Genomic DNA, 13774 nt, shown 5'->3' with positions numbered 1-13774 from the left:
GTTAAGCTTGTTCTAATAATTGTGAGCGTTGAAATTGACGAATACGATCTCTATAACTTTCAATAGTTTGTTCAGTCAAACGGTTTTGTGCATCATCTCTCACTTGACCATTTAATTCATTTGCAATAAAAACTGAAACATTTTTCATTTGCTCAAATGCAGAAACAGGATCAACTTCACATGGCAATTGCATAAACAAAGACACCCCTGGCGTATTAAATTGATTAATACTTTCCAAATCAAACGTACCAGGTTGCACAGAATTAATTAAACTGAATTGTGTTTTTCCTGCCTGTGTTGAACTGTGAAAAATATTCATCTTACCAAAACGTAAACCGCCTGCAATCATGGCATGATATAAATCTTGACCATTAAACGTCTCTGCATTTGATGTAATATTTAAGACTAATACATCCTGAGCCGTTTCTTTTTTCTGTGTACTATTCTCTGATTTCGACTCAGTCACGGCATCAATTTCATATTCAGTTTCAACCGCAGAAAAACTATCTTGCTCAAACTCACTAGAAACTTCATTTGCTGAATGATTATAATTATTTGGTTGTAACAACACATCATCTTCGTCTATTTCAGGTTGTTGCAAATCCAAACTGGTTTGCTGGGCAATATCCATGTTTGGTTCTTGTTCATCCAACTGCTCAATTATATGCTCAACGGAATCCATCAAGACGGGTACATGCTCATCTAAGTCTTGCTCTAAATCATCGATGCCTTTTATGTGTGCCATTGACTCAGTATCTTGACCTTCTTTTTTAACAATACGAGATCCACCATTAGGAAGTTCGGCAGATGAAATATCGTCAACTTCTACTTTTTGTTTGGCATACATTTTTTGTTGATATCTAGGACTTGCATTTCTCATTCTGCGAATACCATCTATCACTAAAACCAATAAAACGATTACACCTATAATAAAAAAAATCGTTTGTGTTTCCATTTTTAAATACCTAATTTAAATTTACAATGCTGCTAATTTTGCAGCTTCTTCAACGTTTACACTTACTAAACGGGACACACCCGGTTCGTTCATGGTTACGCCCATTAATTGATGTCCCATTTCCATTGCGATTTTATTATGCGTAATGTAAATAAATTGAACATGATCACTCATCGCCTCAACTAACCGAGCATAACGCCCAACGTTAGCATCATCAAGAGGTGCATCAACTTCATCTAGCATACAAAATGGGGCTGGGTTCAGTTTAAATATCGAAAAGACTAACGCTATGGCTGTTAGTGCTTTTTCTCCACCACTTAATAAGTGAATGGTTGAATTTCGTTTTCCAGGTGGTCTTGCCATAATGGCAACCCCTGTATCGAGTAAATCATCGCCTGTAAGTTCCAGATAAGCATGCCCGCCACCAAATACTTTTGGAAATAATTCTTGTAAACCAGCGTTTACTTTATCGTAGGTTTCTTTAAATCGATTACGTGTTTCAGTGTCAATTTTACGAATGGCATTTTCTAATACTTCAATGGCTTTTTCTAAATCTTCATTTTGCGCATCCAAGTAATGTTTACGCTCAGCTTGTGCTTTATATTCATCAATTGCTGCTAAATTGATAGCACCCAAACGCTGAATTTTATTTCCAATCTCTTGTAATGATTGCTGCCACTGATCTTCATTTGCATCTTCAGGCAAAGTTTCTAACACGGCATCAATATTAAAGTTTTGTTCCGCCAGCTGTTCTTGTAATGTTTGACGCCTTGTTATAATTGTTTGCGCAGACATTCTCACCTGTTCTAAATCATTTCTTAAGGCTAATGCTTTACGCTCAAAATCCCCTCTGGACATTTCAAGTTCACGCATTTGCGCATCAATCTGTGTCATTTGACCACGAGCTTGATTTACTTTTTCTTCAATTTCTTGCTGTCGTTCTAATTTTTCTTCAAGCTCTAAACGCATTTCATCTAATGGATCGTCTGACTCTTCCATTGACATTAAAATTTGTTCTTTACGCTCATTTAAACGCTCAACCTGTTCTTGCAAACGCTGTTTAGCATGCTCTTTGGATTCAATTTGCGTTTGAACTTTATTTTTTTCAACCGTTAACGTTTGAGCTTTCATTTTGCAATCACGCTCACGATCACGCGCTTCATCCAATGACATTTTTACATCATCTTTTTTTGCCAATAAATTCTCACGCTCTTCAACACCACCTTCCATCGCATCTAAAGCTTCTTGTAGCTCAATTCGCGAATCGGATATTTGTTCACGTTCATGCTCAAGCTGCAGTTCTTGCTCTTCAATTTCTTCATTGACCTGAACAGATCGTTTTTTAACCTGCTCTACTTGAACCTGTTTACCACTTAACTCTGCTGATATTTGAGAAAAATGACGAGACAATTCATTTAATTCACGTTGAGTGGTTTCTTTTTCTTGTTCTTGGGAGCGCTGGCGCAATATAGCAGTTTCTAAATCGACTTCTAATTCTTCGATTTCAGCATCCAGTTCATCCAAAACACACTCTAAATTTTCTAATTCACTTTCACGAGACAAAATACCCGCACTTGAATCGCTGTCTTTGCTGACTCTGAACCAGTCTTTACTTAACCAAATACCTTCTTTGGTAATCACTGACTGTCCAGGCTGCAAACTGGCTTTTAAGGATAAAGCTTGCTCAATATTATCAGCAATCAAAACTTGAGTTAAATCTTTCCCCAAAGCAAACGAAGACGTGACTTGTGAAGCTAATGAATTACTTTGGTTCGGATTAGTCGAATGAGTTGTCAGTACTAATTTACCTTCACTTAACTGCAGCAACGATTCAGTTAGACCTGCATGAATATCATTCACACAAACCGCTTGAAGATATTGTCCCAGTACCACTTCAACGGCCTTGTCCCAGCCATTTTGCACTTGAATGCTTTGGGCTAATCTAGGTAAATTATTAAGTTGTTGAGACTCTAACCATTTTGCTACCTCCCCGGATTGTTCATCTTTGGCAGCCTTTTGTAATGCTTCTAATGTTGCTTTACGGCCTTTTGCTTGTTGCTCTTCAGAACGCTTGGTTTGCAGTTTGGTTCGATTTTTCTCGACGGTTTCTTTTGTTGTTTGTAGGTCTTCATTCAAGCCTTCAAGTTGCAACGCACATTGTTCTTGCTGCTCCTGAGATTCTTCGGATTTTTCAAGCAATTCCTGAATTAATTCCGCTTCAGGACCGGTTACTAAGGTTGACTTTTCAGAATGCAAAGTGCTTAAACGACGATTAATTTGTTCAATCACACGCTCTAAATGTTGGATACGCGATTGCGCCACTTCCGCTTGTTTTTGTGGGCCAGCCGCACCTGAGTTGTATAATTCCCAAGCTTGTTGCCACTGATTCATGTTCTCTTCTGATTCAGCAATCGCCTCGCTTGCCATCATTTCTTCTTCAATGGCCATTTCCACTTCAGGCTCTAGCATTTCTAGTTGTTCGATTAATTGCTCTAACGCGTCTTTATCTTGTTGTAAATCACGATTAACCTGAGCCATATCACGATCCACTTCGGCCATATCTTGACCAAGCTTGCCTGCACGTTCTTGCTTGAATTTCATATTTTGTTCAAACAATACAATTTCTTGACCTGCCTCGTAAAACTTAGCTTGAAGCTGGTTAAATGACTCCGTTACCTCATAATTAGATTCACGAAATTCTTCAATTTTTAAATCAACGTTAGATTGCCCTAATCGTTGCTCTTCAATCTGTGCTTCAAATTGAGCAATTTGTGCATTTTCTTGTTGCGCCTGCACATTTAGTGACTGCCAACGCATGGCATTTAATTGCGCTTTTTCTTGACGCTCTTGTTTTTTATACTCAGTGTATTTTTCAGCAGCCTGGGCTTGGCGATGCAAATGTGATAACTGTCGGCCTAACTCTTCACGAATATCCGTTAAGCGCTCTAAATTTTCACGCGTTCGACGCATACGATTTTCAGTATCGCGCCGACGCTCTTTATATTTTGAAATACCTGCGGCTTCTTCAATGAATATTCGAAGCTCTTCTGGTTTGGACTCAATTAAACGAGAAATCATGCCCTGTTCAATGATCGCATAACTTCTTGGGCCCAAACCGGTGCCTAAGAAAATATCGGTAATATCTTTACGACGACATTTTGTGCCATTTAAATAGTAAGTATTTTGAGCGTCACGGGTCACTTTACGTTGAATGGAAATTTCTGTAAACGAGGCATATTCACCGCGTAATTTCCCATCAGTATTATCAAAAATCAATTCTACGGTACATTGACCGACGGGTTTTCTAGCATTTGAGCCGTTAAAAATAACGTCAGTCATACTTTCGCCACGAAGGTTTTTAGCCGATGACTCACCCATTACCCAGCGTACAGCATCAATCGTGTTTGATTTTCCACAGCCATTTGGGCCGACAATACAAGACAAATTAGATGGAAATGGGATGTAAGTTGGGTCTACAAACGATTTGAACCCAGCAAGTTTTATGGCCTTTAAGCGCATAATGGCATTATCCTACGCACAACAATACGATTAGTGTAAAAGTTGGACAGAATATGCAATTTTGATAAGGAATTCAATAATTTAGGCTTTATTTCGCTAAATAGTCGTAAGATAATTTTTTATCATTTTATTTGAATATTGTTCGATTAATCAATATTGGCTTAATCAGTGGGACAATTTTATCTAAAACCCTATTTAATAAGCGTTGTTTTATATTAATTGATTCCGTTTTTTAAGCAGGTATTTGAATTTTTTTGATATATTATTTTACTTGAATCCACTTTTTTAAGTTTCTCTAAATCAGAATAATTCTATGAAATTTATTGAATAATAAAATACTGAGACACCATAGAATCAAATATTAAAGCAGGCCAAAAGACCTGCTAATCCAAATTTAATACGTTTTATAAGGCAAGAATTTACCAGAAAGCACAACATTAACTCTATCGCCCTTTGGGTCAGGCTCACGCTGAATATCCATTGAAAAATCAATCGCACTCATAATCCCGTCACCAAACTCTTCATGAATTAACTCTTTAATGGTTGTGCCATAAACATTTACCAATTCATACCAACGATAAATCAATGGATCAGTTGGAACAGCCGTTGGTAATGAGCCTTTGTATGGAGCTATTTGCAACCAAGCAATCGCTTCATCCGACAGTGAAAACACCTCTCCCACAATGGTAGCCTGCTCTTTTGTTAAAGCCATTTGACCTAAACAGGCAGCTGTCGTCCACTCTTTAGACAACTCCAATTTATGCGCAACGTCGCTCCACTTTATACCTTTGGCCACTTTGGTTGAACAAATAATTTTCGTGACTTCATCTCTTGATTGAATCATAGTTTTTACCTCTTCTGATGGAAAATTCGAAGTTTTGCTTCGTTTGTGATTAACGCGCTAATAAAAAAACCACTACACCTAATAGAATGGCACTCACCCCCTGCCAAAAAGCAACTGGATTACGCTCAATTAATGCAGGCCTGGTTTTTCTTAAAAAATCTTTATTAGGATGATGCAAATCGTAAATAAATTCACTGACTTCCTGGTATCGCTTTAAAGGCTCTGGATGACACCCTTTTTTGATTGCTTCGTCTACCCAAGGTGCAACACCCAACTCATCAAAATGTTGTAATGTTTGATATTGCAATTTTTGTAAATCTTTTTTATTAGTACACCGAGACACTTTTGTGTCGTAGGGAAGTTTGCCACTGAGCAAATGATAGGTAATCACTGCCAATGAAAATAAATCTGAGCGACTATCACCTCCATAACCAATGAAATATTCCGGTGCACTGAATAATGCGGTACCTTGAATACGGTTATCTTCTTTCATATTTTTAGTTTCTAAAATACCTGCCACTTTGGTCGATCCAAAATCAATAATTTTGACCAAACCTTGTTGATCAATCATGATGTTATTAGGACGTAAATCTTGATGCACCATTTCTTGTCGATGAAATGCCTGTAACCCCTTAGCAACTTGATTAACAATATCCCGTACTTTTTCAATAGATGGATTAGGATTATCGCGCATCCATTGAGACAAGGACTTACCTTCGATGTATTCACAGGCTAAATACATGAAGTTTTTAGGCCGTATACTGTTCGGTGCTTTTAATACATGCGCATTATCAATACGCTTTGCAATCCAATCTTCGGTTAAAAAACTTTCTAAATACGCCGTATCTTTACACAGTTCAACTGATGGCGTTTTGATGACATATTGCTTTTTCGATTCAATATCTTGAGCTAAATACACATGACTTCGACTGCTTATATAAATCTCTCTTTGAATCAAATACCCATCAAACTCCATGCGAGGACTTAAACTTGGTGCAATGGGCAAGCTTAAAATTTGCTGACTGATTTCTTCTAAATCCAAATCAGGCAAAGCGATGATTTTTACAATCTGAATACTCAGATTGTCACCACTATCATTTGCATACGCCTGTTTTAATATAGAGTTAGCCGCTTGATCTAAGTCATGATGATGCTTATGGATTTGTTCAATAATAAATTGCTCGCTAACAAATTCATAAATACCATCTGTTGTGAGAATATAATAATCCCCTACATTTAATTGGACGGATTGATAATCAAAATCCAGTTGCTGCTGAACCCCTAACGCTCTTGCTAAATAACTTTCAGTCGAAGAGATAATGGTTCGATGATCCATTGTTAATTGTTCTAATTTTGGACTTTTTGTTTGCTGCCCACTTAATTGATAAATTCGTGAATCGCCACAATGAAAAATATGAGCGGTATTGGATTTTAAAACTAATGCACTAAACGTACAGACATAACCTTTGTCTTTATTAAAACGGTGCGGACTATTTTGTGTTTGTGAAAACAACCAAGAATTCAAAGCAGACAATACTTTTATGCCAGAAGTTTTTACACTCCACGCATCGCTTGTGCAAAAATAATCTTCCAAAAATCCATTTACTGCGGCTTGACTGGCCACCTGACTCACCTGACTACTACTAATACCATCAGCAATCGCAATCGCAATGCCTTTGTTATTAACAAGCAAATCATTAGGAAGGTTCACCCCAATATAGTCTTGGTTGATTTTTTTTCGGCCTGCATCGGTTGCTTGCCCGGTTTGAATTAAAAGTTGTTTTGTCATAAAAAAAGATCTTCGCGCTAACGAAGATCTCCTTGTTTAGTTAATTGATTTTTAATTAAGCAATTTTACGCTGAGGACTTGTACGAACATGAGTTAAATACAGAGGCAAACCTACTAATAAGAATCCGCCAGCTAAGTTACCCAATGCAGTTGGAATTTCATTCCATACTAAATAATCCATTACCGTGAAATCACCGCCCATAATCATAGAAAATGGAAACAAGAACATATTAACAATTGAATGTTCAAAACCCATGTAAAAGAACAACATTACAGGCATCCACATTGCAGCCATTTTACCCGTTGCAGACGTTGAAATCATTGCACCTACTACTCCCATAGATACCATCCAGTTACACAACATGCCTCGAATGAAAATCGTAATCCAACCAGCAAAGCCATGCTCTTGGTAACCTACAGTTCTTGATTCACCAATCGTCGCCACTTTAGCTGCGATTGCGCCACCATCGGTGTTGTAACCATAAGTTAAAATGAATGACATAAAAAAAGCAGTCATTAATGCACCACCAAAATTACCGACAAACACCAAACCCCAGTTTCTTAACACTTGACCCACGGTGACACCTGGACGTTTATCCAACAATGCTAATGGAACAAGTGTAAAAACACCGGTCAACAAATCAAATTTCATTAAATACAACATAATAAAACCAACAGGGAACAAACACGCACCCAAAATTGGAGACCCTGTTTTTGTTGCAACTGTAATAGCAAATACAGCAGCTAAACCCAAAATTGCCCCCGCCATAAAAGCACGAATGATTGTGTCTTTTACAGACATGTAAATTTTAGATTCCCCGTTATCCACCATTTTGGTGACAAATTCAGAAGGTTCGATATACGCCATTTTAGATTCCTCTTATCAACAATAATGCCCCGACATGGGGTCTGATACCCACAAAGCCATTAACATGCCAACGCAACAAATCACTCAAAATCACTCAAAATAACTTAAAATAACGGCTATATTCTTAAAAAATACAACCAAATAGACAAAATAGGAAAAACATCAAACAATCTAGGCGCACCACAACAACGCACAATAAAAAACTTAGAAACAACCTCAGGCCACATTTTAGTGCGCAAAGCATTATTTTTTCAGGATTTTCTTCCATATTTCAAATTGATATTTTCTGATTGTCATATTTATGTATGATACTCTGGACCCTTGTTATTTTTATAGAAAGTAGAAAATGTTAAAAAAAAGCATGCTTTTATTCACGCTACTAGTTTCTTCTGGTTGCGCAAAAATTGGACTTTTTGTTGCTAATGTTCCTGCAAAATTTTCTAACAACCAACAACATAAAAATATCAGCTACGGCAGTCAGCCATGGCAATTACTGGACATTTATATCCCTGAGCCGTCAACTACCAAGAATATAAAAACACAAACCAAATTACCCGTTGTGATATTTTTCTATGGTGGCAGTTTTGAAGATGGCAATAAACAGATGTATCAATTTATGGGAGAGGCCTTTGCCAATAAAGGATACATCACTGTAATTGCAGATTATGAAAAATTCCCAAAAGTGAAATTTCCTGAGTTTATACAAGATGGCGCTAAAGCCGTCGCCTGGGTACACCAATTCATTGAGCAATATGGAGGAGACTCCAATCAACTTTATATCTCTGGCCATTCGGCCGGGGCATATATTGGGGCGATGATCTGCGCCAACAATGAATACTTGGCGCCATATGGACTGGATCATTCTATCATTAATGCCTTTGCAGGATTAGCAGGCCCATACGACTTTGAGCCAAACACCGATAATCTAAAAGCCATTTTCTCACCTGTTGAAGATGACTATTCCCAAATGCAAGTAACCCATTTTATAGAAGGAAATGAGCCTGCCATGTTATTAATTTGGGGCGAACAAGACAAATTGGTTTATCGCAGAAATATCGAATTATTATCCAATAAAATTATTGAAAAAAACGGCCTTGTCACTACTAAATTTTATACTCAAATGAATCATGTCGATATGATTAAAAATATGATGTGGATGCTGCCTACAAAACAATCAATATTAGATGAAATCATTCCATTTTTTGAGTTACATACGACCAAATAAACAAGGACCCCACATGAATGGATTAATAGAAAAAAATGTATCCTGCCCTTATTGCGGTGAAACCATCAATGTCATCATAGAAGTTTTAGATGAAAATCAAGAATACATCGAAGACTGCCAAGTATGTTGTCGCCCTATCATCTTTCAAATACAAATCGAATTCGATGAATCCGTCAATGTTTATGTTCGCAGTGAAAATGAAAGTTTTTAATAAATAATGAGCTCATAACATGATCATTGCCTTTATGAGCAACAACTCTTATTATACGCGCCCCAAATATATTCGTGTTTAACACATAATTTTTTGAAATTTTAAGGATTTCATATGTTCGATTTTCTATCCCAAACCTATTATGGCAACACTATTCAAAGCTGGATAATTTCTCTTTCATTAATCGTACTTTCTGTATTGCTTGGTAAAATTATTTACTGGGCTTTTTCTAAATTCGTGCGAATTTTTACCAATAAAAGCAAAGGCAAATTAGACGATATCATTGTTGATATGGTAGAAGAACCTGCAGTATTTATGGTGATTGTTGTCGGATTTTGGTTTGCTTTAAACCAACTCGTCCTATCTGAAACTTTTAGCAAAATTTTATCAAATGCTTATCAGGTAATCGTTGCGTTATTAATAGGCTGGTTGCTTAGTCGGCTTTTTGATGCCTTATATAATCAATACATCATTCCCTTTACCGACAAAACCGAAAGCGATTTAGATGATCAGTTAGCTCCTATTTTAAGTAAAGGCGTCAAACTTATTATCTGGACCATGGCCATTATTATTGGATTAAATAATGCCGGCTACGATGTCGCCGCGCTGATTGCGGGCTTAGGTATTGGTGGCTTAGCACTGGCCATGGCAGCTAAAGATACGGTTTCCAATGTATTTGGTGGCTTCACTATTTTTACGGACAAACCATTTAGAATTCAAGATCGTATTAAAATTGCAGGATATGACGGGACAGTCATAGAAATTGGAGTACGCAGCACTCGATTAAAAACTTTAGAGGGTCGCATTGTCACCATTCCCAATGCAAAATTTTCAGATGCACCTGTTGAAAACATTACTCTGGAGCCATCACGAAAAGTGGTTTTAAACTTAGGTTTAACTTACGATACACAACCAGAAAAAATTCAACAGGCTTTAGAGATTTTAACTCAGATCAATACTCAAAACGCGTCAACTGAAGAAAACTCAATTGTGTCATTTAATGGCTTTGGGGATTTTTCTTTGAATGTCATGTTTATTTATTACATTACAAAAGGGCAAGATATTGCCAAAACTCAAAGCGCAATTAACTTAAGCGTTTTGACTCAGTTTAATGCAGCAAAATTAGAATTTGCATTTCCAACACAAACACTTTTCAACATCGAACAAAAATAACCGACCTAATAGCAAAATGGATTAGCCACTGTGGCTAGTCCATTTTTATAAATCACTTACAATCTAAATACCCATCAAACAAACCCATTATTAAATCTTGATAACGCTCAGCTTTCATACCAATTGGATCCCAATACAGTATTTTTACTTTAACTTTCGACTCACTTTCTACGGACTCTAATAATGTTTTGGTAAGCGATTCATTAAAACCCGGTTCTACAAAAATACAACTCACCTTTGTTTTCACCATCAAATCTTTTAATTCAAGTAACGTTTTAATACCAACCTGCTGTGAAGGATCGCTAACAATTGCCGCTTGCTCCTCCAACCCAAACTGATGGGTAAAATAATGAAACCCATCATGAAACACCATAAAACTTGGTGGTTCAGATTGAGCAAGTCTTTGTTTTATACTGATTTCAAGTGCATTGATTTCTTGTACAAAGTGCTCAAGGTTTTGCTCAATTTTAAACGCATGTTGAGGAAAGATCTGAATTAACTTTTCTGACAACGCTTTAGCAAACAAAAGCGCATTTTTGCTCGACAACCAAAAGTGCATGTCGATGTGTTTAGCATGGATTTCATGCTCATCGTGCTCATCGTGAGAAACATGATCATGATCCCCCCAAATCAATCCATCTCTTAATGGCAATAAAGCTAATTTCGCTTGATAATCATCAAAGGAAAAATCTTTTTCTGTAAACAATTCAGTCACATTGCCCTCAAAAAATTCCCCAATCCCAATAAGCATATCGGAACGATTAATCAGTTTTATATCAGATGGTGTTAATTGATATCCGTGTACATCAGGGGATTTTATTAACCATGTTGACTCTCCCACCTCTTTTAATAATGCATCGGCAATAAAATGCAGCGGTTTAATGGTACTGACCACACGGATTGTTTGATCATCCTGTACTACTGTTTGTTTGTTTTCACTACAGCTGAATAAAAACAGAGCACAAACAATCATAAATAAGGGTTTAAGAGAGAATCTTTTAGGCATTTTCATTTTTCATTCGCTAAACAAAGACAATCGGTTACAATATCATTTTTTCGTTATATATTCAGCCCTTAGATGAATTCCCAAGCCTTAGTGCAAATCCAAAATCTCAATTTAATCCTTCAAAATAAGACTATTTTGCAAAATGTCAGTTTTGATATTTTACCCAATGAAATCATTACACTCATTGGCCCTAATGGCGCGGGTAAATCATCCTTAGTCAAACTCATATTGGGTATTACCCGTGCAACAAGTGGAACAATCGTTAAATCACACAATTTAAGTGTCGGTTATGTCCCCCAAGCGTTTCATATTGATGATCGTTTACCAATTAATGTGGCTGGATTTATTTTACTTAATCAAACCAAAACCGATAAATTAGATGAAACGCTTCAGTTATTAAACATTGCGCATTTAAAAGATCAAAAAATTCAAGGTTTATCCGGTGGTCAATTACAACGCGTGTTATTAGCCCGTGCGATTTTGAGCCGACCTCAATTATTGATTTTAGATGAACCCGCCCAAGGCATTGATTTTCATGGTGAAGCGGAACTTTACGCACTCATTCACCAAATTCAAAAAGAATTAAAATGCGCCGTTTTGATGATCTCTCATGATTTACATGTGGTCATGGCACAAACCAGCCAAGTGATTTGTTTAAATCAACATATTTGCTGTTTTGGTGAGCCTGAATCCATATCTAAACACCCTGAATTCATAAATATTTTTGGTGATAAAATCGCAAAAAATGTGGGTTATTATCAACACGACCACGACCACGATCATGCCTTAGACGGGCAAGTTAAAGCCTGTACTCACGACCACAACCACAGCATTCATCAACACAATCACTCAAACAATAGCGAGCAACCATAATGGAAGAGTTTATTATTCGCGCCTTACTGGTTGGCAGTTTTTTAGGTTTAGCCTCAGGTCCTTTAGGCTGCTTTGTGTTATGGCGACGCTTGGCGTATTTTGGTGACACTATGGCACACAGCGCATTACTAGGCATTGCTATTGGTTTGTTTTTTAATGTCAACGTAACTGTTGGCGTTGTGATGGTTTGCTTCTTATGCGCCCTACTTCTTTTGGGATTACAACAACAAAAGAAAATTCCAAGTGATACTTTATTAGGTATTTTATCTCACCTGGCTTTAGCATTAGGCATCATCGTTTTAAAACTCATGCCCAACGAGCGCACCAATATTGAAAGCATTTTATTTGGTGATTTATTAACCGTGAACTGGATAGATGTGGCAGTGTGTGCTGTTATGGCAGGCATTGCATTAATCACCCTAAAAATCATTTGGCAGCCGTTATTATTAATCAGTATTAATGAATCATTAGCCAAAGCAGAAGGCGTTAAAGTAACTCGTTACACATTAACATTTACCTTTGTAATTGCACTATTAATTGCCGTGGCTATGAAATTAGTAGGGGTTCTATTAATTACTGCGATGCTAATTATGCCCGCTGCTTGCGCACGTTTATTAGCCAAAACTCCATTTTCAATGGCGCTATATGCAGCTCTAGTTGCCATAAGCTCAGTGTTACTTGGTTTATTTATGTCCTACGCATTTGATACACCAAGCGGCCCTTCTATCGTAGTAAGTTGTGCCAGTTTATTTGCGTTAACCCTTGGTGTTTCTTATTTTATTAACTCAATTCAAAAGAAGTCGTTCCATGACATTTAAATCATTCGAATCCTTAACCAAAGGATCAGCTATAGAACTGGACAAAGTATTGTCACAAGTTAAATTTAACGAAGACGGTTTGATCAGCGCTATTGCACAAGATCATAAAACTAAAGAAGTGTTAATGCTTGCTTGGATGAATATTCACTCATTAAAAGAAACCATAGAGACAAAACAAGTGTGTTACTGGTCTCGCTCACGCAATTGTTACTGGCGCAAAGGTGAATCATCAGGACACCGACAAACCCTAAAGTCTTTAAGTTTTGACTGCGACGGAGACTGTATTTTGATGCAAGTTCACCAAAAAGGGGCGGCTTGCCACACCAATCGCACCAGCTGCTTTTATCTAGAAATTAATGAAAATGCTCAAGGTGAAGCTCAAGTGATAATTAACTCTGATGCGGATCAGATATGACTATTTATTGCAATCCAAGTCCAATAAATGGCATAAAATCAGCCAAAGCATTGAACTTTTTTGAAAAAACCCCATCTG

At 37.1% G+C, this 13774-nt stretch carries 12 protein-coding genes; 6 read left to right on the top strand and 6 right to left on the bottom strand.

Annotated features, from left to right (window positions below; all coding sequences use genetic code 11):
* Position 1: 1 nt before the first annotated feature.
* The 5 genes from zipA to TYM08_RS08495 form a co-directional block, all read right to left on the bottom strand.
* Entirely contained in the window at positions 2-955 is a 954-nt protein-coding gene (gene zipA / locus TYM08_RS08515) for a cell division protein ZipA (RefSeq protein WP_422382551.1), read from the bottom strand.
* Between the two features lie 21 nt (positions 956-976).
* Positions 977-4474 (bottom strand): chromosome segregation protein SMC, encoded by a 3498-nt coding sequence (gene smc, locus TYM08_RS08510; protein WP_422382550.1) that lies wholly within the window; start codon positions 4472-4474, stop codon positions 977-979.
* Between the two features lie 394 nt (positions 4475-4868).
* Positions 4869-5318: a cyanase gene (gene cynS, locus TYM08_RS08505; protein WP_422382549.1), complete on the bottom strand. Its 450-nt coding sequence runs from the start codon at positions 5316-5318 to the stop codon at positions 4869-4871.
* Between the two features lie 49 nt (positions 5319-5367).
* Positions 5368-7107 carry a protein kinase domain-containing protein gene (locus tag TYM08_RS08500; RefSeq protein ID WP_422382548.1) on the bottom strand — a complete coding sequence of 580 codons (1740 nt, stop codon included), beginning with the start codon at positions 7105-7107 and terminating at the stop codon, positions 5368-5370.
* Positions 7108-7162: 55 nt separating this feature from the next.
* A complete protein-coding gene (locus tag TYM08_RS08495) occupies positions 7163-7975 on the bottom strand; it encodes a formate/nitrite transporter family protein (RefSeq protein ID WP_422382547.1) in 813 nt (270 codons plus the stop codon).
* A 346-nt stretch (positions 7976-8321) separates the two neighbouring features.
* On the opposite strand from TYM08_RS08495, the gene TYM08_RS08490 reads away from it, so the two are divergent.
* The 3 genes from TYM08_RS08490 (at position 8322) to TYM08_RS08480 (ending at position 10584) form a co-directional block, all read left to right on the top strand.
* Complete coding sequence (locus tag TYM08_RS08490) at positions 8322-9200, top strand: alpha/beta hydrolase (protein ID WP_422382546.1); 879 nt, start codon at positions 8322-8324, stop codon at positions 9198-9200.
* Positions 9201-9213: 13 nt separating this feature from the next.
* A complete protein-coding gene (locus TYM08_RS08485; protein ID WP_422382545.1) occupies positions 9214-9411 on the top strand; it encodes a CPXCG motif-containing cysteine-rich protein in 198 nt (65 codons plus the stop codon).
* A 114-nt stretch (positions 9412-9525) separates the two neighbouring features.
* Positions 9526-10584 (top strand): mechanosensitive ion channel family protein, encoded by a 1059-nt coding sequence (locus tag TYM08_RS08480; RefSeq protein WP_422382544.1) that lies wholly within the window; start codon positions 9526-9528, stop codon positions 10582-10584.
* A 52-nt stretch (positions 10585-10636) separates the two neighbouring features.
* Here TYM08_RS08480 and TYM08_RS08475 read toward each other — a convergent pair whose 3' ends face one another.
* Complete coding sequence (locus tag TYM08_RS08475) at positions 10637-11596, bottom strand: metal ABC transporter solute-binding protein, Zn/Mn family (RefSeq protein ID WP_422382543.1); 960 nt, start codon at positions 11594-11596, stop codon at positions 10637-10639.
* Between the two features lie 66 nt (positions 11597-11662).
* On the opposite strand from TYM08_RS08475, the gene TYM08_RS08470 reads away from it, so the two are divergent.
* The 3 genes from TYM08_RS08470 to hisI are packed head-to-tail and all read left to right on the top strand — an operon-like array spanning position 11663 to position 13696.
* Positions 11663-12463, top strand: a complete 801-nt coding sequence (locus TYM08_RS08470) for an ATP-binding cassette domain-containing protein (protein WP_422382542.1) — start codon at positions 11663-11665, stop codon at positions 12461-12463.
* Positions 12463-13281, top strand: coding sequence for a metal ABC transporter permease (locus tag TYM08_RS08465; RefSeq protein WP_422382541.1), 819 nt, complete (start codon positions 12463-12465; stop codon positions 13279-13281). Before TYM08_RS08470 ends, TYM08_RS08465 begins: the two co-directional genes overlap by 1 nt.
* On the top strand, positions 13271-13696 hold the full coding sequence (gene hisI / locus TYM08_RS08460) for a phosphoribosyl-AMP cyclohydrolase (protein WP_422382540.1): 426 nt from the start codon (positions 13271-13273) through the stop codon (positions 13694-13696). The genes TYM08_RS08465 and hisI overlap by 11 nt, the downstream gene beginning before the upstream one ends.
* Positions 13697-13774 lie beyond the last annotated feature (78 nt).

This window comes from Marinicellulosiphila megalodicopiae (assembly GCF_045862395.1).
In the GTDB taxonomy this organism is placed as follows: domain Bacteria; phylum Pseudomonadota; class Gammaproteobacteria; order Pseudomonadales; family Natronospirillaceae; genus Marinicellulosiphila; species Marinicellulosiphila megalodicopiae.
The sequence above is the reverse complement of the archived record's forward strand: the minus strand, read 5'-3'. Positions and strand labels throughout refer to the sequence as shown.

Bases quoted from the DNA above. Each gene is read 5' to 3' on its own strand.
- zipA (WP_422382551.1), bottom strand. From the start codon at position 955: ATGGAAACACAAACGATTTTTTTTATTATAGGTGTAATCGTTTTATTG.
- smc (WP_422382550.1), bottom strand. From the start codon at position 4,474: ATGCGCTTAAAGGCCATAAAACTTGCTGGGTTCAAATCGTTTGTAGAC.
- cynS (WP_422382549.1), bottom strand. From the start codon at position 5,318: ATGATTCAATCAAGAGATGAAGTCACGAAAATTATTTGTTCAACCAAA.
- TYM08_RS08500 (WP_422382548.1), bottom strand. From the start codon at position 7,107: ATGACAAAACAACTTTTAATTCAAACCGGGCAAGCAACCGATGCAGGC.
- TYM08_RS08495 (WP_422382547.1), bottom strand. From the start codon at position 7,975: ATGGCGTATATCGAACCTTCTGAATTTGTCACCAAAATGGTGGATAAC.
- TYM08_RS08490 (WP_422382546.1), top strand. From the start codon at position 8,322: ATGTTAAAAAAAAGCATGCTTTTATTCACGCTACTAGTTTCTTCTGGT.
- TYM08_RS08485 (WP_422382545.1), top strand. From the start codon at position 9,214: ATGAATGGATTAATAGAAAAAAATGTATCCTGCCCTTATTGCGGTGAA.
- TYM08_RS08480 (WP_422382544.1), top strand. From the start codon at position 9,526: ATGTTCGATTTTCTATCCCAAACCTATTATGGCAACACTATTCAAAGC.
- TYM08_RS08475 (WP_422382543.1), bottom strand. From the start codon at position 11,596: ATGAAAATGCCTAAAAGATTCTCTCTTAAACCCTTATTTATGATTGTT.
- TYM08_RS08470 (WP_422382542.1), top strand. From the start codon at position 11,663: ATGAATTCCCAAGCCTTAGTGCAAATCCAAAATCTCAATTTAATCCTT.
- TYM08_RS08465 (WP_422382541.1), top strand. From the start codon at position 12,463: ATGGAAGAGTTTATTATTCGCGCCTTACTGGTTGGCAGTTTTTTAGGT.
- hisI (WP_422382540.1), top strand. From the start codon at position 13,271: ATGACATTTAAATCATTCGAATCCTTAACCAAAGGATCAGCTATAGAA.